Origin of the sequence: Cronobacter dublinensis subsp. dublinensis LMG 23823 (assembly GCF_001277235.1) — a bacterium.
GTDB classification, from domain to species: domain Bacteria; phylum Pseudomonadota; class Gammaproteobacteria; order Enterobacterales; family Enterobacteriaceae; genus Cronobacter; species Cronobacter dublinensis.
Genome location: NZ_CP012266.1, coordinates 3,795,160 through 3,818,861 on the forward strand (window position 1 = coordinate 3,795,160; position 23,702 = coordinate 3,818,861).

Here is a 23,702-nt window from a genome sequence, read left to right on the forward strand (position 1 = left end):
GAAGGCCGCGCGGCGCAGCATCAACGTTGCTGGTTTACGCTTTTCACCTGGCCGTTGTGAAGGATCGCTGATGAAAACCTCTCGTCCCTTTTATCTCAGCGCAGGCGTTGCGCTGCTGGCGCTGCTGCTGGTCATCACCGCGCTGACCACCGGGCGCAGGCTAACCTGGCTTATGGAAGTGATGCCGGTGCTTATCGTGGCGCCGGTGCTGTGGCTCACCGCGAAGCGCTATCCGCTGACGCCGCTGCTGTATGCGTTGGTTTTTATGGGATGCGTGTCGCTTATCGTCGGCGGGATGTATTCCTATGCACGCGTGCCCGCCGGGTTTGCGGTGCAGGAGTGGTTCGGGCTTGCCCGCAACCCTTACGACCGCTTCGGGCATATTTTGCAGGGGCTCGTTATCTCAATGGCGGCGCGGGAAGTACTGGCGCGCGGCGGCTACCGGTTCGGGGCAAAGATGCTGGCGTGCCTGGTCTGTTGCGTGACGCTCGCCGTCAGCGCGTTTTATGAGCTGATTGAATGGTGGGTGGCGCTGGCGCTCGGTAAAGACGCCGATGATTTTCTCGGCACCCAGGGTGATGAATGGGATACGCAGGCGGATATGCTCTGCGCGCTGGCAGGCGCCTTTATCACGGTATTCGCGCTGGGCCGCTGGCATACGCGCCAGCTGCGGCGCTTTGTGCATTAACGCCCCCCCATTAAAAAGCCGCCCGCAGGCGGCTTTTATTTTAGCGCTTAGGGATTTCCGGCAGGAATAAGTCGCCCCGCAGCACGCCGCTGCCGAGCACATCCTGCGTTTTCTCATTCAGCCAGCCGACAATTCGCGCGGCCATCACATCCATCGAATACTCGATAGCCGGGATCGTCGGGATGCCTGGCATATGCAGCGTGCCCGCGAGGCTAAAGACCATGATCTCTTCCGGCACCGACTTATTAAACGCCTGGAGCTGCGGGATGACACGCTGCGCCTCCTGATCGTCGGCCACCAGCAGCGCGTTGAAGTTCACCGTCGTGGCGTTGTTGAGCAACTCCTGCAACGCCACCGACGATGAGGTCGCGTCCATCAACACCAGATTGCGGTTAAACGGCAGGAAGTTGCGCTCCAGCGCCAGCTTATAACCGAGCAGCACCTGATCGGCGAAGCCGCTGCCGTGGGGGTAAATGAGCGCAATCTGGCGTCGGTTCTGACGAATCAGATAGTTACAGGCGGTTTCCACGGCGAACGCATGATCGTACTGGAGACTGGGGGCGTTTTCGCTCTCCATGCAGTCCACCAGGATCACATTTTCCTGCGTGATGTTTAACGGAAACCGCGCGCCGATGATCAGCACGTCGTCGCACAGGCCGCTGGTCAGTTCGTCGAGCGCCTGCATCACCTCCTGCTTGCTGTTGGCGAAGCGCAGCAGCAGGTGTTTCTGATGCTGGCTGAGCTGTTTTTCCAGCGCGTAGAGGTAACCGGTGGTCTGGTTGATATTATCCTGCGCGCAAATCACGCCGATGCAGCCAGTGCTCTGGCTTAACAGCGACTGCGCGATGACGTTAGGGCGGTAGTTGAGTTCATCCACCGCTTTCAACACCGCCTGACGGCTGGCTTCCTTCACGCCGCGCGATCCGCTCAACACCCGAGACACCGTGGCTTTCGACACCCCGGCTAAACGCGATACGTCGTTGATTGTTGACATCTTTTTCCCCTGACAGAAACCTGGTTTTCTGCGTCAAACTTTCATCAAAAATCGTTCAGATGATAACCGGCTGAAGTATATCTGTTTCCCGAAATCATGGAAACCGATTTTCCGTTTCGTATCCGTGTCACGAATTTCACCTGAAAAGCTGTGATGCAAATCCAATTAATCCGCGCGATAAGCGGGAGATCATGATAGGGCTCACACTTCCATTTTTTATAAATGGAAATCGGTTTCCATATCCTATCCAATCATCTCCGCAATAAGTTTTTACATTTAAGGATGAGGTCATGTACAAGATTATGCTGTGTTGCTCTGCGGGAATGTCCACCAGTCTGCTGGTGAGGAAAATGGTGGACGCGGCCCAGGAGCGGGACCTCCCGGTACAGATTGAAGCCTGGGGCGTTGCCGAATTTGATACGCAGTTTCCAAAATATCAGGTGGTACTGCTCGGGCCGCAAGTGAAGTATATGTTACCGACGCTGTCGCAAAAGGCTGCCGCTCACGGCATTCCTGTTCAGGCCATCGACATGATGGATTACGGAATGCAGCGTGGCGACAAAGTGCTGGACTACGCGCTCTCGCTCATCGAAGCGGCGCATTAGAAACAGGATCTCGCCCATGAGTTCTTTATATCAGTCGATGATTGCCGTCATTGAACAGACGATCACTCCGCTCGCCGGAAAACTCGGCCAGCAGAAATATGTTATCGCCATTCGTGACGGCTTCACCGCGGCGCTGCCGTTTATGATTATCGGCTCGTTTATGCTGGTGTTTATCTTCCCGCCATTCTCCGCCGATACCACGGTTGGCTTCGCCCGCGCCTGGCTCGATTTCTCCGAGACTTACCGCGAGCAACTGATGCTGCCCTTTAACCTCAGCATGGGCGTGATGACCTTTTTTATCTCGGTCGGGATAGGCGCGAGCCTGGGGCGTCAGTTCCAGCTCGACCCGGTGATGTCCGGCCTGCTGGCCTTTATGGCGTTCCTGCTGGTCGCCGCCCCGTATGCCGACGGCAAAATCTCCACGCAATATCTCTCCGGCCAGGGCATTTTTACGGCGCTCATCACCGCCATCTATTCCACCCGCGTCTACGCGTGGCTCAAGCAGCATAAGGTGACGATTCGCCTGCCCAAAGAGGTGCCGACCGGCGTGGCGCGCTCTTTTGAAATTCTGATCCCGGTGATGGCGGTCATGGGCACGCTGCATCCGCTGAACCTGTTTATCGAAGCGCAGACCGGCATGATTATGCCGCAGGCGATTATGCATCTGCTGGAGCCGCTGGTTTCCGCCTCCGACTCCCTGCCTGCGGTGCTGCTCTCCGTGCTGCTGTGCCAGATCTTCTGGTTCGCGGGCATCCACGGCTCGCTTATTGTCACCGGCATTATGAACCCGTTCTGGATGGCGAACCTCTCCGCCAACCAGGCTGCGCTCGCCGCCGGCGCCGCGCTGCCGCACACCTATCTGCAGGGCTTCTGGGACCACTACCTGCTGATTGGCGGCGTCGGCTCCACCCTGCCGCTGGCGTTCCTGCTGCTGAAAAGCCGCGTCACGCACCTGCGCACCATCGGCAAGATGGGCGTCGTGCCAAGCTTCTTTAATATCAACGAGCCCATCCTGTTTGGCGCGCCTATCATCATGAACCCGATGATGTTTCTCCCGTTCGTCTGCGTGCCGCTGGTGAACGCGGTACTCGCCTGGACCGCCACCCGGCTGGGCCTGATTGAACAGGTGGTGTCGCTCACCCCGTGGACGACGCCTGCGCCTATCGGCGCGTCCTGGGCCGCCAACTGGGCCTTTGCCCCGGTGGTCATGTGCCTGGTCTGCATGGTGATGTCGGCGCTCATTTACCTGCCTTTCCTGCGCGCCTATGAGCGGTCATTAATTAAAACTGAAGAGCTGAAGGCCCGTAACGCCGCCCCGACGGCGCAAACCGTCACCGGATAATCATCGCCGCGCTAAGGACAGCGCATTATCCAGACGGGAGCGGAAAACCGTATCCGAAATACACGCGTGGCGAATTGCGCCATGCGGGGGCGGCTGCGCCCGCGTTATTTCCCTTTAACAGATGAAGAGTAATCAATAATGATGGCACTGGAAGAAGCGGTAATGGAAATCATCGTCAATGCGGGGCAGTCGCGCAGCCTCTGTTTTGAAGCGCTGCACGCCGCCCGCGCCGGGAATTTCACCGAGGCGCAGCAGCTGCTGCGCGAGGCAGACGGCTACGCCCGTCAAGCGCACCAGATGCAGACGAAGCTTATTGAGCAAGACGCCGGAGAAGGCCGCCAGCCGATGACGTTAATTATGGTGCACGCGCAGGATCATTTAATGAATTCCCTGCTGGCGCGTGAATTTTCTGAAGAGCTGATGCATTTATATCAGCGTCAGTAAATAAGAATTGCCGTGGATAAATATCCGGGTTGCGATAAATAGCTGTACCTGAAACGACGTAAATAGTTTTCCCGATGATAGCGCATTAATTCTGGCTCGCCAGAAGGGAAAGCTGTTGTCTTAATAATAGTAACGATAAAGAGATAATTATGACTACGTTAAAAAAACTGCCCTTAACCCTGGCGGTTATCGCCGCGCTTTGCCCGATGTCTGTGCTCGCTCATGAATATACGCAGGAACAAATCGACGCCATGGTGGCAAAAGCGGTGGATAAAGCGCTGGCCGAGCGTCAGGCGAAAATCGATGCCGCAATGAACAAGAAAGCGGATGTCATCACCGAGCCGCAATCCACCGCCCAGACGCCGGATCTCGCGATCCCGTTCGGGGTAAAATTCACCGGCTACGCCCGCTACGGCGCGCATTACCAGAGCGGCGACCAGAAGTATGTCGGGGTGGACGGCTCCTATAACGGCGCGTCCGCGATTGGCCGACTCGGCAACGAAGGCAACGGCGGCGAATTCCAGCTCTCTAAAGCCTTTAAAGGCGGCAATGGCGCCATCTGGGACGTCAACGTGATGTTTGACCACTGGGGCGACGAAGTGAACCTGAAAAAAGCCTACGCGGGCGTGACCAATCTGCTCGAATCCAACCCGAACGCCTATTTCTGGGCCGGTCGTGATTTCCACCAGCGTCCGCAACAAGGCATCAACGACTACTTCTGGATGAACCACGACGGCCAGGGCGCTGGGGTGAAAAACTTCGATCTCGGCGGCGTGCAGCTCGATCTGGCGGTGGTCGCAGCCGTCGAATCCTGTAGCCCGGAAGTGATGGAAGATGAGGCCAACCCGTCGCGCATCACCTGTACCGGCGGCTCCGGCACCGGCGATAAAGGCAACTACGCGGCCACCTCGAAACTGCACGGCATGAAAGTCGGCCCGCTCGATCTGGAGCTTTACGCCAACTACGGGTTCGACTCCAAAGCGGTGGATCGCGATGAGCGCCTGAAAGCCTGGCAGGGCGGCGTGGTGCTGAGCCACACCAATGACAGCGGCGTGAACAAACTTATCGCCCGCTACTCCGATAACTCAGACAACAGCGTCTATAACAAAACCGACGATCTGACCACCGTCTACGCAAGCTTCGAAGGACTTCATAAGTTCACGCAGCAGGCGCAGATTGAGTACCTGCTGGCGTTCCACGATTACGACAACGACCGTGACGACCGCGATAACCGCCGCAACTACAACGCCATCGTGCGCCCGATGTATTTCTGGAACGACGTTCACTCTACCTGGCTCGAAGCGGGCTGGCAGCGCGTCGATTATAAAGAAGGCGGAGACAACGACGGCTGGAAAGTCACGCTCTCGCAGAATATGTCTATTGCGATGGGACCGGAATTCCGCCCGATGCTGCGCTTCTACGTGACTGGCGGCGAGGTGGACAACAAACGCACCGCGCGCGTGAACAACACCGAAGAGTCGCAGCTCGATTCGCTGAATATCGGCGCTATGTGGGAAGCCTGGTGGTAATCCCCCTGACCGCGCGGCTTCTGTCGCGCGGTTCACCCTCCTCTTTTTAACAGGCTGACGCGCGCCGCAAACGCTGCAACAATGGCGCGGTACATGTCGTCTTCTGCCCTGTTAATCGCGCGTCCGCGCCGTCGGATGCCTGAGGAGCCGCGTAATGCCTGCCAATGAAATCCGCCCCGCCACCCTTGATGACGAAGCGCACGCCTACGCGCTCATTTGCGAACTCAAACAGGCGACGTTTGACAGAAGCAGGTTTCGCGACGGTTTCGCACGTCTCCTGGCGCAACCCAATACGCACCTGCTGCTGGCCTGGCATGATGACGAACCGATCGGGCTGATCACCCTGCATCTGCAATACCACCTGCATCACTTGCGCTTGATTGGCGAAATCCAGGAGCTGGTCGTGATGCCGAAAATGCGCGGTACAGGTACTGGCAAAGCGCTTCTGGCGTGTGCCGAAGAGATTGCCCGCAAGGCCGGCGCAGAGCTGACGGAGCTTTCCACCAGCGTCAAACGCCTCGACGCGCACCGTTTTTACGAACGCGAGGGCTACACACGCACCCATGCGCGTTTTACAAAACCGCTGGCATAAAAAAACCCGCCGCCGGACAAACCGGGGCGGGTGTTGCGAACCCTGCATACTTCAGCGTTACGCCTGGTGGGCTTGCTGTGGATTACCCTCCTGCGGCTTACCGTCTTCCTCTTTTTCTTCCGGCCCGTCAGACTGAATAATCACGCGGCTTGGCAGCGCCAGGCGCACGCCGAGCTCCTGTAACCCTTCCATAATGCGCAGGTTAATCTCCTGCTGCAGATCCATGTACTGGTTGTAATCCGCCGTATTAATGATGTGCACCACTTCATAGGTCAGGCGATCCTGGTCGAACGCGGCAAAGTGAGCACGATCGAAGCGGGTGTCGCCGCTCTTCTCGATGATCGCTTTCACCATCGGGCCTATCTGGCGCAGCTTCTCAGGCGGCGTGGAGAGCGCAACGCCGAACGTAAACACGATGCGGCGGGTCTGCATGCGTTTATAGTTGTGGATGGTTTGCTGAAGCAGAATGGCGTTGGCGCAGACAATCTGCTCGCCGCTCAGGCTGCGAATGCGCGTGGTTTTAAGGCCGATATGCTCGATAGTGCCGGAAACATCGTTAAAGACGATGAAATCGCCAATCTCGAACGGCTTATCGAAGCCTATTGAAAGCGAGGCGAAAACGTCGCTTAAGACCGTCTGCACCGCCAGCGCGATGGCGATACCGCCGACGCCGAGGCTTGCGACCAGCGCCGTGATGTTGACCCCGGCGTTAGCGAGAATCGACAGCAGCATGACCGCCCAGATGAGCGCGCGGATCATTAGCCCGAGGATAATCGTCGTCACCGGGTTGCGGTGCGCGCCGGGGCGCATCAGGGAATGGCGCAGCCACGACTGCACCGACTGATCGAACCACAGCGCGATTTGCAACGCCAGCACCAGGAACCAGGCGTGGGAAATCGTGCTGTGTAGCCGGTCAGGCAGGCTGACAAACTGCAGGCTGAACAGGAACGCCGCAAATAAAATCAGGATCCGCCGCGTCTTTTGCAGCACGTCGAGAAACACTTTATACGCGGTGCTGTTGTTGTGCTCCTCCGCCCAGCGGGCGATACGCTTGTGCAGCAGCGCGAGCACTTTATTCACGACCCAGTAAGTAATGGCGGTGACCGCCACGACCAGCAGGACATTTCCCCAGAACGTTAACGAGGTCATCAGCCGTAAAAAATTGGTGTGCAGAATGTACTCCATTCATCCTCCGTGGTTGGCAGCCCTTAAAAGAAATCTGAGTATAGACCATCGCTAAGGACGCTCTTTTCATAGGGTTATGCCGCCTGGCGGATAAAAAAGGCCCCTTCATCAGAAGGGGCTTAATCGCAGAATTAACCCGTCCGGCCTGTCTGCCGTAACGTGTTAATAGCCTTTTTCGCGGGAGATTTTATCGAGATATCCCATCACGAATGCCGATAGCACGAACGTGAGATGGATAATCACATACCACATCAGCTTATTATCCGGCACGTTCTTCGCATCCATAAAGACGCGCAGCAGGTGAATCGACGAGATAGCGACAATGGACGCCGCCACTTTATTTTTCAGCGAGCTGGCGTCCATTTTGCCAAGCCAGCTTAGCTTTTCCTTACCTTCATGAATATCCAGCTGGGAGACGAAGTTTTCGTAACCGGAAAACATCACCATGACCAGCAGACCGCCCACCAGCGTCATATCCACCAGCGACAGCAGCAGCAGAATAAGATCCGCCTCGGCTATCGATAAAATGTTCGGCAGAACGTGGAAGATTTCTTGGAAGAATTTGACGGTGAGCGCCAGCAGGGCCAGCGAGAGCCCGAAGTAAACCGGGGCCAGCAGCCAGCGCGAAGCGTACATTGCGTTTTCGATAAAGCGTTCCATAGCGTCCTGAAAAATAGCCAGAATGGCTTTCAGTATAACGCACAGAGGTTAACGTCTGGCAACACGCCAGCAAACGACGCTTAACAGGGGAATAACAACAACAACGGAGAAAGGCAGGCTTAGACCTGCGTGATATCGACCTGCGGGCGCTGATACTCCGGCCAGACGATCGCCACCAGTTGCGGGTACGCGTCCTGGCTGAACTCATGGAAGCAGTGGCGCAGGTTGAGGACTTCGATATCGGAGAAAGTGACTAACTCGCCGTTCAGACAGCGTTTTTTTAAATTGTCGTAATATTTATAAACCGCGGAATTAAGATTACTGCAACGGCGTTGCGCCTCAAATAAACCAGGCGTCGCATTGAGCTCTTCAAAACTCATTTTTTTAATGGTTGCATTAGTAAAATCAATATATTCATGATTAACGCGCCAGTACCATAACGGCGTAATTGCGTTAAGGAGCGCGGAGAAATGGTCTTCGCCCTCTTCTTTGTTGCGTGGCGGCATGGGCTCTGCACCAGAACCGTTCGCTGGTTTATTGTCACCATTTTCTTTCATAAAAAAAAGTACGCCGCTTAAAAGCAGCATCAAGGTAATGACAGAATAAAAAATACTGTTCATGTGCAGACTCCGTTTTTTTTGATTTTAATTTTGCGGCATGTTATTGTCAACGAAAACCATTCAGCCCAATCCTTTATCCTTCTGATATAAAAGGAAATAACATCAATGTTGCCCGACAATCTTGTGCCGGCGCGTTATCGTATTCCTACACCCGACACCCAACCCTCCGGCGAACAAAATAGCGAAAATTTAACTCAGGGAAAGCCAAAGCTCGAAGAATATGAAACCGACATATTGAGCGGCAAATCTCTGGCGGGCCAGAGCGGCAACGTGTTGCTTGAAGAACGCGACCGCCATATTAAAGCACGCCTGCTCAGTGTGGTTAAAATCGAGGCTTACACTAAAGTCCTGAATAAACTGGTCGAAGATAATACTATTAGCGCTGAAGAATTGGCTGAACTGATCGCCACCAAAACCGCGCAGATAAATGAAGCGGGTAATAAAATTTGGCTTAATCTCATTACCCAGGAAAAAGACGCCCCCGTTTTTTATAAGTTCGAGGATTAACTGGCGTGACGGAAATAACCTCCAGCCACCAATATTTCACTTTAGATAAGCAAGAAGAGCAGAAATTTATCTTAAGTCAGAATTTGCAGGCGCTGATTAACGAAAAGAATGAAGCCATTGCGGGTTATACCCGGGCAGTGCTGACGATCCCGGCCGCCCTGGTACAGCTGAAATGGCATAATCGCCGCGAAATCTATCCGTTGCTGGTGAAAGAAGAAGTGTATGGCGCGGTGCTGGAAGAACTCATGAACCGGCACCCGCAGCTGCGCGCGCAAATCATGGCGGCGATTGAACAACACTATCAGCAGATCAAAACGCAGGAAGCCGAAACGCTGATGCTGACCCGTCAGCTCGCCGATGGCAACTGCCAGACCTCCTCCGTTACGCCGCTCCCGGAACCGCCCGCCCCTTCAGCCAAAAAGTAGCGCGCCCGCTTTTCACTTGCCGCTCTCCTCTGCGTTATCACCTCCGTCACCTGCTACAGCGCGCCGATATGTGCGTCGCCGGTATGATTGCGTGTGCCGCGCTTGATGCGTCACAGCGATAGCGCCGCCCGGCGCAGCAGCGTTAACTATGCCTCACTTTACAGGCACGCCCCGAAGACTACCCTGCGCAACGTGAATACAGAAAATCCTGATAATTTTCGACAGCGCAGCACAAGGCACTACCCTTAGAGATACGCTTTGATAACGAGGAGGAACTTATGGCGAACGACCAGAACAAGATCCAGGACCCGACTTCCCAGTATTTCACCGGGGAATATCCAAAGCAGAAACAGCCTGCGCCGGGCATTCAGGCAAAAATGGAGCCGGTGCCGGACTGCGGCGAGAAAACCTACAAGGGCAGCGGTCGTCTTCAGGATCGTAAGGCACTGGTGACAGGGGGCGATTCCGGCATCGGACGCGCTGCCGCCATTGCTTACGCGCGAGAAGGCGCGGACGTGGTGCTGAACTACCTCCCGGACGAGCAGCAGGACGCCGAAGAGGTCAAAGCGCTGATTGAAGAGGCAGGCCGCAAAGCGGTGCTGATCCCAGGCGATCTGACCGATGAGAAATTCGCCCGTGAGCTGGTGCATCGCGCCATTAAAGAACTGGGCGGGCTGGATATTCTGGCGCTGGTGGCCGGTAAGCAGACCGCCGTTGAAGATATTGCGGATCTCACCAGCGAACAGTTTCAGAAAACCTATGCGACCAACGTGTTCGCGCTGTTCTGGATAACCCAGGAGGCGCTGCCGCACCTGAAACCGGGGGCGAGCATTATTACGACGTCGTCCATTCAGGCATATCAGCCGAGTCCGCACCTGCTGGATTACGCCTCTACCAAGGCCGCTATCCTGAACTACAGCCGCGGCCTTGCGAAACAGGTGGCCGAGAAAGGCATTCGCGTGAATATCGTGGCCCCAGGCCCTATCTGGACGCCGCTGCAAATCTGTGGCGGTCAGCCGCAGGAGAAAATCCCGCAGTTCGGCCAGCAGACGCCGCTTAAACGCGCCGGTCAGCCCGCCGAGCTTGCGCCGATTTACGTCTATCTGGCAAGCCAGGAGTCGAGCTACGTCACCGCCGAAGTTCACGGCGTGACCGGCGGCGAGCACCTGAGTTAACGCCCGGCGATGGAGCATAAAAAAGCGCGGCCTGTGCCGCGCTTTTTCTTTATCTGAAGGGTTATCTGAAGGCTTAAGCGTTACTTCGCTTTCGTCACTTCCTGACCGACCAGGCCGATTTTCAGATAGCCCGCCTGATGTAGCGTATCCATCACGCTCATCATGGTTTCGTAGTCGACCGTTTTGTCGGCGCGAAAGAAAATCGTGGTGTCTTTCTTGCCGCCGGTCTGCGCGTCCAGCGCGCCGACCATCGTGTCGCGGGTAACCGGGTCGTTGCCGATAAACATCGTTTTATCCGCTTTCACCGACAGATAGACCGGCTTTTCCGGGCGCGGCTGCGGCTGGCTCGACGCCGCCGGCAGATTCACCTTCACATCGACGGTCGCGAGCGGCGCGGCCACCATAAAGATAATCAGCAGCACCAGCATCACGTCGATAAACGGCGTGACGTTAATTTCGTGCATTTCGCCGTTATCATCCAGATTTTCGTTAAGACGCATCGCCATAGGGCATTAACCTAAACGCAGTTTCTGAGCAGTACGTACCGGCTGCGGCTGCGCCTGCGCGCTCGCCTCGAGATCCAGATCGCGGCTTTGCAGCAGCAGCACCTGTGCCGCGACATCACCGAGCGTCGCTTTATAGCTGCCGATGGTGCGCGCAAAAATGTTGTAGATAACCACGGCCGGGATCGCGGCGATAAGACCAATGGCCGTCGCCAGCAGCGCTTCGGCGATACCCGGCGCCACGACCGCAAGGTTGGTGGTCTGCGACTGGGCGATGCCGATAAAGCTGTTCATGATGCCCCACACGGTGCCGAACAGGCCGACGAACGGAGAAATCGCGCCGATAGTGGCGAGATAGCCGTTGCCGCGCCCCATGTGACGCCCTGCCGCCGCCACGCGACGCTCAAGACGAAAACCGGTGCGCTCTTTAATGCCTTCGTTATCTTCGCTGCCTGCCGAGAGCTCACGCTCGTTCTGCGCTTCGTCAATCAGACGGGCGCTGAGGCTTTTCGGGCCGAAACGCTCGGCCATCTCGCGCGCGTCGTTCAGCGTGCGGGCGCCTGCCAGCTCCTGCTGCTCGCGTTTGAGGCGGCGCTTGTGACCGGCGAGCTCAACGCTTTTGCTAAAGAAGATCGCCCAGGTCACGACGGAGGCCAGGATGAGGCCGATCATGACAATTTTCACCACGATGTCGGCATGCTGATACATGCCCCAGACGGAGAGATCCGTCTGCATCAAATTATTTCCCACTCTGCATCTCCAGGACGAAAGTCACAAAACTGCTCACAATGATATCAAAATGACATCGAATTGATAGTAGTTCTCATTAGTATTTGCATGGTGCGCCAGCGCACATTTTTTTTCTTTGCGCTCAGACAGGAAAGCGGCGCAGATGACGTTTTTTCATCTTTCCCGCCAAACGCAAAACAGCGCGAGGCGCTGGGGATTTTCCGTGGTAACGTAGTTTTAGACATCCAGACGTTCAGACAGGAGCCTTCCATGACCGACAAACACATCGAGACGACGCTCATCCATGCCGGACGCGCGAAACGTTACACGCAAGGTTCGGTGAACAGCGTGATCCAGCGGGCGTCATCGCTGGTGTTTGAGAGCGTTGAGGCGAAAAAACAGGCCACCGCCGGGCGCGCGCAGGGGGAACTGTTTTATGGCCGTCGCGGCACCCTGACCCACTTTTCGCTTCAGGAGGCGATGTGCGAGCTGGAAGGCGGCGCGGGCTGCGCGCTGTTTCCGTGCGGCGCAGCGGCGGTCGCTAATACTATTCTGGCGTTTGTTGAACAGGGCGACCATGTGCTGGTGACCAACAGCGCGTATGAGCCGACGCAGGATTTCTGCACCAAAATTCTCGCGAAGCTCGGCGTCACCACCAGCTGGTTCGATCCGCTGGCGGGCGCGGCTATCGCGCAACATATTCAGCCCAACACCAAAGTCGTGTTTCTGGAGTCGCCAGGCTCCATCACGATGGAAGTGCATGACGTCCCGGCGATTGTCGCGGCGGTGCGCCGCGTCGCGCCGCAGGCCATTATTATGATGGACAACACTTGGGCTGCGGGCATTCTGTTCAAAGCGCTCGATTTCGGCGTCGATATTTCTATTCAGGCAGGCACTAAATATCTGGTCGGCCATTCGGACGCGATGATCGGCACCGCCGTCGCCAATGCCCGCTGCTGGGATACGCTTCGCGAAAACGCCTACCTGATGGGCCAGATGGTGGATGCCGACACGGCGTATGTCACCAGCCGCGGCCTGCGCACCCTTGCCGTGCGCCTGCGTCAGCATCACGAAAGCGCGCTGAAAATCGCACAATGGCTGGCGGCGCATCCGCAGGTGGCGCGCGTCAACCATCCGGCGCTGCCCGGCAGCAAAGGCCATGAATTCTGGCAGCGCGATTTTAGCGGCGCCAGCGGCCTGTTCTCTTTTATTCTCGACAGACGTTTGAGCGAGACGGAATTCGCGCGTTATCTGGATAATTTCACCCATTTCAGCATGGCGTACTCCTGGGGCGGCTATGAATCGCTGATCCTCGCCAATCAGCCCGAAGAGCTGGCGGCGATTCGTCCGGCGGGCGGCGTCGACTTCACCGGCACGCTGGTGCGCCTGCACATCGGGCTTGAAAATGTCGAAGATTTAATCGCCGATCTGGACGCAGGCTTTCATCGCATCGCCTGAAGTGAAAAAAAACGCCGTTATCCCAGGAAAAGAGAGGGTTTGTTGAACCTGTAATGCAGATGTGCCGGTCCATTTAAGGGTACAATAAGCACAATTCCGCTGTTCCACAGGATCTCCCATGGCTGTTATCCAGGATATTATCGCTGCGCTCTGGCATCACGATTTTGCCGCGCTGGCGGACCCGCATGTCGTTGGCGTTGTCTGGTGCGTGATGTTTGCCACGCTGTTTTTAGAAAACGGTCTGCTGCCGGCCTCGTTTTTACCGGGCGACAGCCTGCTCCTGCTGGCGGGCGCGATGATAGCCCAGGGCGTGATGGACTTTGTGCCGACGCTTGTGATCCTCACCTCGGCGGCGAGCCTCGGCTGCTGGCTGAGCTATGTTCAGGGGCGATGGCTCGGCAATACCCGCCTCGTGCGCGGCTGGCTCGCGCAGTTACCGGCAAAATACCACCACCGCGCCACCTGCATGTTCGACCGCCATGGTCTGCTGGCGCTGCTGACCGGGCGTTTCCTGGCTTTTGTGCGTACCTTGCTGCCGACAATGGCGGGCATCTCCGGCCTCTCTAACCGCCGCTTCCAGATTTTCAACTGGCTGAGCGCCCTGATTTGGGTCGGCGTGGTCACCGGCCTTGGCTATGCCATCAGTATGATCCCGTTCGTTAAACGCCATGAGGATCAGGTCATGACGTTTCTCATGATCCTGCCCATCGCGCTGCTGGTCATGGGCCTGCTCGGCGCCATCGTGGTGGTAGTGAAGAAAAAAACAAGCTGAATGACCTCGGGCGGAGCGCCAGCTCCGCTCACGCCATCGCGCGCATCCGCGCGGCGTCCTCTCCCGGCGTGACGCCGAAATAACGTTTGAACTCCCGACTAAACTGCGACGCGCTCTCATACCCTACCTGCATTGCCGCCGCGCTGGCTTTCATGCCGTTATGCAGCATCAATAACCGCGCCTGCTGCAACCGCCAGGTTTTCAGATATTGCAGCGGAGAGGTGCTCGTCACCGCTTTAAAATTATGGTGAAACGCTGACACGCTCATGTTGGCCTCCGCGGCGAGTTGCTCCACCGTCAGGGTTTCGGCATAGCGCGTTTCGATGCGCCGCAGCGCGCGGCTTATCAGGCTAAAATGCGTCTGACGGCTCACCAGCGCCAGCAGCGCCCCGCCGCCCGGCCCTTTCAGGACGTGATACAGGATTTCGCGCACGACCTGCTTGCCGAGGATCCGCGCGTCGAGCGGCGTCTCCAGCACCTCCAGCAGCCGCTCGACGGCGCAGAGGATCTCATCGGTCAGCACGCCCGAGTTAATGCCGCACGAACAGGGCGCGGGCCGGAAGTGGTCATCTTCGCCAATCTCCATCACCAGCGCCTGAAGCTGTAACAGATCGATATTAATGCGCAGGCCCGCCAGCGGCTCCTGCGGGGTGGCGAACGTTTCGCACTCAAACGGCAGCGGCACCGTCAGCAGCAGATATTCGCGCGGATCGTAGCGGAAAACTTTATCGTTGAGATAACCCGTTTTATGGCCGGAAAAGAGAAATATGATGCCAGGCTGATAAATGACCGGTGTGCGCGCGCCGGGCGTCGTGCCGTACAGCAGACGCACCTCCGGCGGCAGAAACGCCAGCATTTTTTCTTTCTCTTTCAGTCTCCTAATCTCGTCGGCAATTTTGCGGCAGACGCTGTCACGGTTCATTAATCACGGCTCCTGATAGCCTTTTATCCGGCCTCCAGTGTGCGCAAAAAAATGCGTTTCCTCCAGCGGCAAAGAGAAATGGGCAAGAGAAAGGCAGGAATGAGCATTGAGGCTGTACGCTCCCGCGCCGAGAATAGTCGTCAACCTTTCACGCCTGGCGTGACGTTTATTCCAGAAGGAGTTTTCGATGAACAACTTTAACCTCCACAATCCGACCCACATTGCCTTTGGTAAAGGCGCCATCAGCGAACTGCGCTCGCTCATCCCGGCCGACAGCCGCGTACTCATTACCTACGGCGGCGGCAGCGTTAAGAAAACCGGCGTGCTCGATCAGGTCTACAGCGCGTTAAACGGTCTCGACGTGCTGGAGTTCGGCGGCATCGAGCCGAACCCGTCTTACGAAACGCTGATGAACGCCGTTGAACTGGTGCGTAAAGAAAAAGTGACATTCTTACTGGCCGTCGGCGGCGGTTCGGTACTGGATGGCACTAAATTTATCGCCGCCGCCGCGCACTACACCGCCGCAAGCGATCCGTGGCATATCCTTGAAACCCGCGGCAGCGATATTACCGACGCCATCCCGATGGGCTCGGTGCTGACGCTGCCTGCGACCGGCTCGGAATCCAATAAAGGCGCGGTGGTTTCGCGCCGCGCCACGGGCGATAAACAAGCGTTCCACTCGCCGTTTGTGCAGCCGCGCTTCGCCATTCTCGACCCGGTTTACACCTACACCCTGCCGCCGCGTCAGGTAGCGAACGGCGTGGTGGACGCGTTTGTGCACACCGTCGAGCAGTACGTCACGTACCCGGTGAACGCGAAAATTCAGGACCGCTTCGCCGAAGGCATTCTGCTGACGCTTATCGAAGAAGGCCCGAAAGCGCTGAAAGAGCCGGAAAACTACGACGTGCGCGCCAACCTGATGTGGGCCGCCACCCAGGCGCTGAACGGCCTGATTGGCGCGGGCGTGCCGCAGGACTGGGCGACGCATATGCTCGGCCATGAGCTGACGGCGATGCACGGGCTGGATCACGCCCAGACGCTGGCGGTCGTGCTGCCAGCGCTGTGGAATGAGAAGCGCAACGAGAAGCGCGCCAAACTGCTGCAATATGCCGGGCGCGTGTGGAATATCACCGAAGGCAGCGACGATGAACGCATCGATGCCGCGATTGCCGCCACCCGCCGTTTCTTTGAAACCATGGGCGCGCCAACCCGCCTGAGTGATTACGGCCTGGACGGCAGTTCCATCCCGGCGCTGCTGGCGAAACTCGAAGAGCACGGCCTGACCGCGCTTGGCGAACACCAGGACATTACCCTCGACGTCAGCCGCCGCATTTACGAGGCCGCCCGCTAAGCTTTTTGCGCGCGACCTTTCGTTTTTGGCTATTTGAACCAGACTTAACTCACCTGACTTGCGCCGGGGCAACAGCCCCGGTGTGTTAGCTCAAAAGGAGGACATATGGCAAATCCAGGCGTAATTAAGCTGCATGACGGCAACCTGATGCCCCAGCTCGGCCTCGGCGTATGGCAAGCGTCTAACGAAGATGTTGTCACCGCTATCCATAAAGCGCTGGAGGTGGGCTATCGCTCCATCGATACCGCGGCGGCCTATAAAAACGAACAGGGCGTGGGCGATGCGTTGAAAAGCGCGGACATTGCGCGCGACGAGCTGTTTATCACTACCAAACTGTGGAATGACGACCAGAAGCGCCCGCGCGAGGCGCTGGAAGAGAGCCTCGAAAAGCTGCAGCTCGACTATGTGGATCTCTATCTGATGCACTGGCCGGTGCCGGCTATCGACCACTATGTCGAGGCCTGGAAAGGCATGATCGAACTCCAGCAGGAAGGGCTCATCAAGAGCATCGGCGTCTGTAACTTTAACGTAGAGCATCTGCAACGCATCATTGATGAAACAGGCGTCACGCCGGTTATCAACCAGATTGAGCTGCACCCGCTGCTGCAACAGCGCCAGCTGCACGCCTGGAACGCCACGCACAAGATCCAGACGGAATCCTGGAGCCCGCTGGCGCAGGGCGGCGAAGGCGTATTCGATCAGAAAATCATCCGTACGCTTGCCGATAAGTACAGCAAAACCCCGGCGCAGATTGTCATCCGCTGGCATCTCGATTCCGGCCTGGTGGTTATCCCGAAATCCGTTACGCCGTCGCGTATCGCGGAAAACTTCGACGTCTGGGATTTCCGCCTGGATAAAGACGAGCTGAGCGAAATCGCGAAACTCGATCAGGGCAAACGCCTCGGCCCGGACCCGGAACAGTTCGGCGGATAAACGCGCCTGTTGGCGGCAAAAAGAAAAAACAGCATACTACGCAGGCCTGTTTACGGACGTTTGAGGACCAGTTCCGATGAAGCACCGCTTAGCGTTAGTTATGCTGTTTTTTTCCGCCAGCGCGCTGGCGCAAGGGGCCGAGCAGACCCCTACGCAATTTTTGAAAGCGCTTTACCAAAGTTATTCCAAAGGCAATGAACCCGTTGATTTCACAAGCCAAGGCGAGAAGCAGATCCTCTCCGATCGCCTGTTAAAGCTGGTCGATGAAGACACCCGTCTCGCGGGCGGCGAAGTTGGCTTTCTCGATTACGATCCCATCTGCTATTGCCAGGACTGGGACGATCTGGCGGTAGATAAAATCAATGTGACCAACAGCGATGCCGCGCACGCCAAAGCGACAGTGACGTTCCGTCCGTTTCGCAGCTCACCGGACGCCACCACGCAAAGCTTCGCGCTTATCAATGAAAAAGGCCGCTGGCGCATCGATGACATCATGAACGGCAACGGCAGCCTCTCTCAGTCGCTACAGGAGAGCAGTAAGCAACTGCGCGCCGATAGCGCTAACAGCGACGCCGTCGCCCCCTGATTCGCGCCCCATAAAAAACGGCTTGCCTGAGCAAGCCGTTTTTTTTGCGTTGACGCCGTCTTACTTCGCGCTGCCGCCTGCGAGTTTATCCAGCAGCATCACGTCTGAGGTTTCGATATATTTCGGCAGCTCAGAGAACAGGTGAACGATGTGCGCCGACTGCAGATGTTTTTGCAGCAGTTCACGGCTCTCCCACTCTTCAGTCCAGACGAAACGGCGCGGATTTTCACTGTCGCGGTTCAGCTGGTAAACGATGCAGCCCTCTTCCGCGTGCGTTTTCTCGATCACGCCGCGAAACAGCTGCTCAAGCGTCTCTTCATTGCCAGGCTTACTGACAAAAACAGCGACTACCGGAACGGTCATGTTGTACTCCTGAAGTTAAGGTTGGTAAATAAGCGGCGCGCTTACGCCCGTCGCGGTTATTTTGCCTGGTCGCTTAACAGCGCCACCTGCGTCTGCGCCGACACGCGCGCAAGGTACGCCTGCGCCTGCGGGCCGAATGCCGCGCCTTTCACGATGGTGAGCGAGCGCAGCAGCGGGAAGAGAATAAAATCGGTGGTATCGACCGCGTGACGCTCGGCTACCAGCGGCTCAAGCGCCGCGAGCTTCGCGTTAACCTGCTCAAGCAGCGCAGGCGTCTGCGCGCGTAGCGCGTCCAGATCGCCAAACGCTTTCTCTTCACGCGCGGCGTAGGCGCGACGGGCTTCCGGGGTCGCCAGTTCGGCGAAATCGCCCTCGGTAAAGCGCGGGATAACCAGATTGAACAGCGGGCCGGAGACCGACTCGCACCACTGTTTTACCGCCTCATCGACCGGCGCATCGGCGACGCGCGGCGCGGCAAGCCCATCAACGTAGCGCACGATGTCCATACTCTCCGGCATATACGTGCCGTCTTCTTTTTCAAGAATCGGCACCACTTTGCGCCCGACCATGCGGGTCGGCGTTTCGGCGTCACCTTCCATAATGACCGACACCTCAACGGGTAGCTTTTTCAGGCCGAAAATCATCAGGGCGCGGACGCAGAACGGGCAGTGCTCGTAGATATGCAGCTTCATGCAATTCTCCATGCTGGAAGGCGGCGACAACATTTTTATCGCGCGCAAAAGGACGACGGATGCGTTGTCTTGAATGTCATTACCATAACGCACTGCCATAACGAGGCGCCAGCCTTACGACCTGCCTGCTGGCTGACCGCCTCATCCCTTTGCCCGCGCCACAGACGACAGGCGCACAAATTCGCTGCTAACCGATTGATAAGCCACAAGCCATCGGCGAAGATAAGCGCCGCTTCGCTTAGCCGCGTACAAATGGCGCCCGCTCCTCGTTATTCATCAGGATCTGCCCGAACCAGATTTTACCCATTGCGCGCGGCGCGGCGCGCATTACCTTAACGCATAACACCTTTTCGACCGCCAGCCAGAGGAATGGACGATGCAAACCCGTCTCACCATCAAAGATATCGCGCGCTTAAGCGGCGTGGGGAAATCCACGGTCTCGCGCGTGCTCAATAACGAGAGCGGCGTCAGCGAGCGCACCCGTGAAAAGGTGGAGGCGGTGATGCGCCAGCACGGTTTTTCGCCCTCCCGTTCGGCGCGGGCGATGCGCGGGCAGAGCGATAAAGTGGTGGCGATTATAGTAACGCGTCTGGATTCGCTGTCGGAAAACCTGGCGGTGCAGACGATGCTGCCGGCGCTCTATGAACAGGGCTACGACCCTATCATGCTGGAGAGCCGTTTTTCGCCGGCGCTGGTGCAGGAGCATTTAGGCGTGCTGAGCCGCCGCCATATCGACGGCGTGATTTTATTCAGCTTTACCGGCGTCAACGAGGCGCTGAGCGCCGCCTGGCAGGATTCGCTGGTGCTGATGGCGCGCGACGCGCCAGGCTTTGCGTCGGTCTGTTTTGACGACGAGGGCGCGATACGGCTCCTGATGCAGCGGCTGTATGAACAAGGCCACCGGCGCATCAGTTTTCTCGGCGTGCCGCACAGCGATATCACCACCGGCAAACGTCGCCACGAAGCCTATCTCGCTTTTTGCGCGCAGCACGGGCTGACGCCCTGCGACACGCTGCCGGGGCTTGCGATGAAACAGGGCTACGAGCACGCCGCCGAAGTGCTCCATGACGACACCACCGCGCTGGTCTGCGCCACCGACACCCTCGCCATCGGCGTCAGCAAATACCTCCAGCAGCGCGGCGGCGCGCCGTTGCAGCTCGCGAGCGTAGGCAATACGCCGCTGCTGAAATTCCTGCACCCGGAGACGATCGCCGTCGATCCTGGCTACGGCGAAGCCGGGCGCGCGGCGGCGAAACAGCTTATCGATCAGATTACCCGCCGCGCCGATCCGCGCCAGATAGTGATCCCCGCTCATCTCGACTGATCGTGTGCCCTGCGTGACAGTGCGCCACGTTTATTGTGATCGCCCTCCATTTTCGGGAACGTTCCCGTTCACGTCCGGACGGTTACTCGTTACTCTGCGCATCAGGCCATCCGTGCCTCGTACCTACCTCTGCGACAGGGCTTCATCATGAGCAAAGTAAACCAACAGGATATCGATAAACTGATAGAACTGGTGGGCGGCCGTGAGAATATCGCGACCGTCAGCCACTGTATTACCCGCCTGCGCTTTGTACTGAACCAGCCGGCCAAAGCCAATCCGAAAGCCATTGAAGAACTGTCGATGGTCAAAGGCTGTTTCACCAACGCCGGGCAGTTCCAGGTGGTAATCGGCACCAACGTCGGCGATTACTATCAGGCGCTGATCGCCACCAGCGGCCATAGCGCCGCCAGTAAAGATCAGGCCAAACTCGCCGCGCGCCAGAACATGAAATGGCACGAGCGGCTGATCTCCCACTTTGCCGAAATCTTCTTCCCGCTGCTGCCCGCGCTGATTAGCGGCGGTCTGGTGCTCGGTTTTCGCAATGTGATAGGCGACGTGCCGATGAGCGGCGGCCAGACGCTGGCGCAGATGTTCCCGGTGCTGCAAACGGTGAACGATTTCCTGTGGCTTATCGGCGAGGCGATTTTCTTCTACCTGCCGGTCGGGATCTGCTGGTCGGCGGTGCGCAAAATGGGCGGCACGCCGATCCTCGGGATCGTGCTCGGCATCACGCTGGTCTCTCCGCAGCTGATGAACGCCTACCTGCTCGGCCAGCAAACGCCGGAAGTGTGGAACTTCGGGCTCTTTTCCATCGCCAAAGTGGGTTATCAGGCGCAGGTCATCCCCGCGCTGCTGGCGGGTCTCGCGCTCGGCATGATTGAAATACGCTTGAAACGGCTGGTGCCGGATTATCTCTATCTGGTGGTTGTGCCGGTCTGTTCGCTACTGCTCGCCGTGTTCCTGGCGCATGCGTTTATCGGCCCGTTCGGACGCCTTATCGGCGACGGCGTGGCGTTCGCGGTGCGTCATCTGATGACCGGCAGCTTCGCGCCCGTCGGCGCCGCGCTGTTTGGCTTCCTCTATGCGCCGCTGGTTATCACAGGCGTCCATCAGACCACGCTTGCCGTCGATATGCAGATGATCCAGAGCATGGGCGGTACGCCGGTGTGGCCGCTGATTGCGCTGTCGAATATCGCGCAGGGGTCGGCGGTGATGGGCATCATTGCCACCAGCCGCAAACACAACGAGCGCGAGATTTCCGTTCCGGCGGCGATCTCCGCCTATCTCGGCGTCACCGAGCCCGCGATGTACGGCATCAACATGAAATACCGCTTCCCGATGCTGTGCGGCATGGTGGGCTCGTGCATCGCCGGGCTACTGTGCGGCTTAAGCGGCGTGATGGCCAACGGCATCGGCGTCGGCGGCCTGCCGGCCATTCTCTCCATCCAGACCAGCTACTGGAGCGTGTACGGTATGGCGATGCTGGTGGCGATTATCGTGCCGTTTATCCTGACAACGTTCATCTATAAGCGTAAATCCCGCCAGGGAACGTTATTAGTCGTCTAACTTTTAGAGTGGTACGGGGAGCGCTGCGGCGCTCCCCTTCAGCAACGGCAGGAAGGCGTTATGACTAAAACTCTGCCCTGGTGGCAAAACGGGGTGATTTACCAGATTTACCCGAAGAGCTTCCAGGATACTTCCGGCAACGGCACCGGCGATCTGGCGGGCGTTATCCGCCGCCTCGATTATCTGCAAACGCTCGGCGTCGACGCCATCTGGCTCACCCCCTTTTATCTCTCCCCGCAGGTCGATAACGGCTATGACGTGGCGAATTACACCGCCATCGACCCGGCCTACGGGACGCTGGAGGAGTTCGACACGCTGGTGGCCGAGGCGCACGCGCGCGGCATCCGGCTGATTCTGGATATGGTGTTTAACCACACCTCGACCCAGCACGCCTGGTTTCACGACGCGCTGACCCGCGAGAGCGCGCACCGCGATTTCTACATCTGGCGCGACGGCACGCCGGAGGAGGCCCCCAACAACTGGCGCTCAAAATTCGGCGGCAGCGCGTGGCGCTGGCACGCGGAGAGCGGCCAGTATTATCTGCACCTCTTCGCGCCCGAACAGGCGGACCTCAACTGGGAAAACCCGCAGGTGCGCGACGACGTTAAAAAAGTCTGCGAATTCTGGGCCGATCGCGGCGTCGATGGTCTGCGCCTGGATGTGATTAACCTGATTTCCAAAGACAGCGATTTTCCTTCCGATGACCAGGGCGACGGGCGGCGTTTTTACACCGACGGACCACGCATTCATGATTATCTGCAGGAACTCAGCCGCGATGTGTTTACGCCGCGCGGGCTGATGACGGTTGGCGAAATGTCCTCCACCACGCTCGATAACTGCAAGCGTTATGCCGCGCTGGAGGGCCACGAGCTCTCAATGACCTTTAACTTTCACCATCTGAAAGTGGATTACCCCAACGGGCAGAAGTGGACGCTGGCGCAGCCCGATTTCGTGGCGCTGAAAGCCATCTTCAACCACTGGCAGCAGGGGATGCATAATGTCGCCTGGAATGCGCTGTTCTGGTGTAACCACGACCAGCCGCGCATCGTCTCGCGCTTCGGCGACGAGGGCGAGCTGCGCGTTCCGGCGGCGAAAATGCTCGCGATGGTGCTGCACGGTATGCAGGGCACGCCGTATATCTATCAGGGCGAAGAGCTCGGCATGACCAACCCGCACTTTACGCGCATCATCGATTACCGCGACGTGGAGAGCCATAACATGTTTGCGGAGCGCCGCGCGCAGGGGCAAAGCCCGGAGACGCTGCTCGCTATCCTCGCCAGCAAATCGCGCGACAACAGCCGCACGCCGATGCAGTGGGATGACAGCGACAACGGCGGCTTCACCACCGGCACGCCGTGGATTGGGCTGTGCGATAACTACCGCGAGATCAACGCCGCCCGCGCGCTCGACGATCCAGACTCCGTCTTTTACGCCTACCAAAAGCTGATTCAGCTGCGCAAAGCGCACCCGATCTTCACCTGGGGCGACTATCAGGATCTGCTGGCGGAGCACCCGTATCTCTGGTGTTACCGCCGCGAATGGCAGGGCCAGCAGCTGGTGGTGATGGCCAACCTTAGTCGCGAAACGCACTGGTGTACGCCGGGCGCATTCAGCGGCGAATGGCAGCTGTTAATGAGCAACTACCCGGACGCGGCCTCTGAACCTGCGGAAATGAACCTGCGCCCGTTCGAAGCCGCTATCTGGCTGCAATCCTGAACCTTGCCCGGCACCCGCCGG

General features: G+C 57.8%; 26 protein-coding genes. 17 read left to right on the top strand and 9 right to left on the bottom strand.

Features of this window, described 5'->3' with window-relative positions; all coding sequences use genetic code 11:
• Window positions 1-70: 70 nt before the first annotated feature.
• Entirely contained in the window at window positions 71-688 is a 618-nt protein-coding gene (locus tag AFK67_RS17535; RefSeq protein WP_007722856.1) for a DUF2238 domain-containing protein, read from the top strand.
• Window positions 689-728: 40 nt separating this feature from the next.
• Here the strand turns inward: AFK67_RS17535 and AFK67_RS17540 are convergent, their stop codons facing one another.
• The gene (locus tag AFK67_RS17540) at window positions 729-1,682 is read right to left on the bottom strand and encodes a LacI family DNA-binding transcriptional regulator (protein WP_007722854.1); all 954 of its coding nucleotides are present in this window, start codon (window positions 1,680-1,682) and stop codon (window positions 729-731) included.
• 290 nt (window positions 1,683-1,972) lie between these two features.
• On the opposite strand from AFK67_RS17540, the gene AFK67_RS17545 reads away from it, so the two are divergent.
• From AFK67_RS17545 to phnO, 5 genes are all read left to right on the top strand, one after another.
• Window positions 1,973-2,287, top strand: coding sequence for a PTS sugar transporter subunit IIB (locus tag AFK67_RS17545; protein ID WP_007722851.1), 315 nt, complete (start codon window positions 1,973-1,975; stop codon window positions 2,285-2,287).
• 16 nt (window positions 2,288-2,303) lie between these two features.
• A complete protein-coding gene (locus AFK67_RS17550; RefSeq protein WP_007722847.1) occupies window positions 2,304-3,629 on the top strand; it encodes a PTS sugar transporter subunit IIC in 1,326 nt (441 codons plus the stop codon).
• Between the two features lie 138 nt (window positions 3,630-3,767).
• On the top strand, window positions 3,768-4,073 hold the full coding sequence (locus tag AFK67_RS17555; protein WP_007722844.1) for a PTS lactose/cellobiose transporter subunit IIA: 306 nt from the start codon (window positions 3,768-3,770) through the stop codon (window positions 4,071-4,073).
• Between the two features lie 149 nt (window positions 4,074-4,222).
• Window positions 4,223-5,602 carry a carbohydrate porin gene (locus tag AFK67_RS17560; RefSeq protein WP_007722842.1) on the top strand — a complete coding sequence of 460 codons (1,380 nt, stop codon included), beginning with the start codon at window positions 4,223-4,225 and terminating at the stop codon, window positions 5,600-5,602.
• Between the two features lie 154 nt (window positions 5,603-5,756).
• The gene (gene phnO / locus AFK67_RS17565) at window positions 5,757-6,194 is read left to right on the top strand and encodes an aminoalkylphosphonate N-acetyltransferase (protein WP_007722839.1); all 438 of its coding nucleotides are present in this window, start codon (window positions 5,757-5,759) and stop codon (window positions 6,192-6,194) included.
• Between the two features lie 57 nt (window positions 6,195-6,251).
• Here phnO and AFK67_RS17570 read toward each other — a convergent pair whose 3' ends face one another.
• From AFK67_RS17570 to AFK67_RS17580, 3 genes are all read right to left on the bottom strand, one after another.
• Window positions 6,252-7,379 (bottom strand): mechanosensitive ion channel family protein, encoded by a 1,128-nt coding sequence (locus AFK67_RS17570; protein ID WP_007722837.1) that lies wholly within the window; start codon window positions 7,377-7,379, stop codon window positions 6,252-6,254.
• Between the two features lie 162 nt (window positions 7,380-7,541).
• On the bottom strand, window positions 7,542-8,039 hold the full coding sequence (locus AFK67_RS17575; protein WP_007722834.1) for a TIGR00645 family protein: 498 nt from the start codon (window positions 8,037-8,039) through the stop codon (window positions 7,542-7,544).
• A 119-nt stretch (window positions 8,040-8,158) separates the two neighbouring features.
• Entirely contained in the window at window positions 8,159-8,659 is a 501-nt protein-coding gene (locus tag AFK67_RS17580) for an ESA_00282 family adhesion-associated protein (RefSeq protein WP_007722831.1), read from the bottom strand.
• A gap of 105 nt (window positions 8,660-8,764) precedes the next feature.
• On the opposite strand from AFK67_RS17580, the gene AFK67_RS17585 reads away from it, so the two are divergent.
• The 3 genes from AFK67_RS17585 (at window position 8,765) to AFK67_RS17595 (ending at window position 10,766) form a co-directional block, all read left to right on the top strand.
• Window positions 8,765-9,166, top strand: coding sequence for a hypothetical protein (locus AFK67_RS17585; RefSeq protein ID WP_007722827.1), 402 nt, complete (start codon window positions 8,765-8,767; stop codon window positions 9,164-9,166).
• 5 nt (window positions 9,167-9,171) lie between these two features.
• A complete protein-coding gene (locus tag AFK67_RS17590; protein WP_007722825.1) occupies window positions 9,172-9,591 on the top strand; it encodes a hypothetical protein in 420 nt (139 codons plus the stop codon).
• Window positions 9,592-9,869: 278 nt separating this feature from the next.
• Window positions 9,870-10,766 carry an SDR family oxidoreductase gene (locus tag AFK67_RS17595; RefSeq protein ID WP_007722823.1) on the top strand — a complete coding sequence of 299 codons (897 nt, stop codon included), beginning with the start codon at window positions 9,870-9,872 and terminating at the stop codon, window positions 10,764-10,766.
• An 80-nt stretch (window positions 10,767-10,846) separates the two neighbouring features.
• On the opposite strand, the gene exbD is transcribed toward AFK67_RS17595, so the two are convergent.
• Together exbD and exbB are read right to left on the bottom strand one after the other, a co-directional pair.
• On the bottom strand, window positions 10,847-11,272 hold the full coding sequence (exbD, locus tag AFK67_RS17600; protein WP_007722821.1) for a TonB system transport protein ExbD: 426 nt from the start codon (window positions 11,270-11,272) through the stop codon (window positions 10,847-10,849).
• A 6-nt stretch (window positions 11,273-11,278) separates the two neighbouring features.
• Window positions 11,279-12,019 carry a tol-pal system-associated acyl-CoA thioesterase gene (gene exbB, locus AFK67_RS17605; protein ID WP_007722818.1) on the bottom strand — a complete coding sequence of 247 codons (741 nt, stop codon included), beginning with the start codon at window positions 12,017-12,019 and terminating at the stop codon, window positions 11,279-11,281.
• Between the two features lie 249 nt (window positions 12,020-12,268).
• Here exbB and metC point away from each other — a divergent pair, with 249 nt between their 5' ends.
• Window positions 12,269-13,456, top strand: coding sequence for a cystathionine beta-lyase (gene metC / locus AFK67_RS17610; protein WP_007722814.1), 1,188 nt, complete (start codon window positions 12,269-12,271; stop codon window positions 13,454-13,456).
• 118 nt (window positions 13,457-13,574) lie between these two features.
• Window positions 13,575-14,228, top strand: coding sequence for a DedA family general envelope maintenance protein YghB (gene yghB, locus AFK67_RS17615; RefSeq protein ID WP_007722813.1), 654 nt, complete (start codon window positions 13,575-13,577; stop codon window positions 14,226-14,228).
• A gap of 28 nt (window positions 14,229-14,256) precedes the next feature.
• Here yghB and AFK67_RS17620 read toward each other — a convergent pair whose 3' ends face one another.
• On the bottom strand, window positions 14,257-15,150 hold the full coding sequence (locus AFK67_RS17620) for an AraC family transcriptional regulator (RefSeq protein ID WP_007722812.1): 894 nt from the start codon (window positions 15,148-15,150) through the stop codon (window positions 14,257-14,259).
• 187 nt (window positions 15,151-15,337) lie between these two features.
• On the opposite strand from AFK67_RS17620, the gene yqhD reads away from it, so the two are divergent.
• From yqhD to AFK67_RS17635, 3 genes are all read left to right on the top strand, one after another.
• Entirely contained in the window at window positions 15,338-16,501 is a 1,164-nt protein-coding gene (gene yqhD, locus AFK67_RS17625; protein WP_007722811.1) for an alcohol dehydrogenase, read from the top strand.
• Between the two features lie 105 nt (window positions 16,502-16,606).
• On the top strand, window positions 16,607-17,434 hold the full coding sequence (dkgA, locus tag AFK67_RS17630; protein WP_007722810.1) for a 2,5-didehydrogluconate reductase DkgA: 828 nt from the start codon (window positions 16,607-16,609) through the stop codon (window positions 17,432-17,434).
• Between the two features lie 76 nt (window positions 17,435-17,510).
• Window positions 17,511-18,020, top strand: a complete 510-nt coding sequence (locus AFK67_RS17635; RefSeq protein ID WP_038869906.1) for a DUF3828 domain-containing protein — start codon at window positions 17,511-17,513, stop codon at window positions 18,018-18,020.
• A 60-nt stretch (window positions 18,021-18,080) separates the two neighbouring features.
• Here the strand turns inward: AFK67_RS17635 and AFK67_RS17640 are convergent, their stop codons facing one another.
• Window positions 18,081-18,383, bottom strand: a complete 303-nt coding sequence (locus tag AFK67_RS17640) for a putative quinol monooxygenase (protein ID WP_007722807.1) — start codon at window positions 18,381-18,383, stop codon at window positions 18,081-18,083.
• Window positions 18,384-18,439: 56 nt separating this feature from the next.
• Window positions 18,440-19,075, bottom strand: coding sequence for a glutaredoxin 2 (gene grxB / locus AFK67_RS17645; RefSeq protein WP_007722805.1), 636 nt, complete (start codon window positions 19,073-19,075; stop codon window positions 18,440-18,442).
• Window positions 19,076-19,451: 376 nt separating this feature from the next.
• Between grxB and treR the strand changes: the two genes are divergently transcribed.
• The 3 genes from treR to treC all read left to right on the top strand — a co-directional run bounded on the left by treR (window position 19,452) and on the right by treC (window position 23,681).
• Window positions 19,452-20,399, top strand: coding sequence for a trehalose operon repressor TreR (gene treR / locus AFK67_RS17650; protein ID WP_007722800.1), 948 nt, complete (start codon window positions 19,452-19,454; stop codon window positions 20,397-20,399).
• A gap of 147 nt (window positions 20,400-20,546) precedes the next feature.
• Window positions 20,547-21,965, top strand: a complete 1,419-nt coding sequence (gene treB / locus AFK67_RS17655; RefSeq protein WP_007722797.1) for a PTS trehalose transporter subunit IIBC — start codon at window positions 20,547-20,549, stop codon at window positions 21,963-21,965.
• A 60-nt stretch (window positions 21,966-22,025) separates the two neighbouring features.
• The gene (gene treC, locus AFK67_RS17660) at window positions 22,026-23,681 is read left to right on the top strand and encodes an alpha,alpha-phosphotrehalase (RefSeq protein WP_007722793.1); all 1,656 of its coding nucleotides are present in this window, start codon (window positions 22,026-22,028) and stop codon (window positions 23,679-23,681) included.
• The last annotated feature ends 21 nt before the right edge of the window (window positions 23,682-23,702 follow it).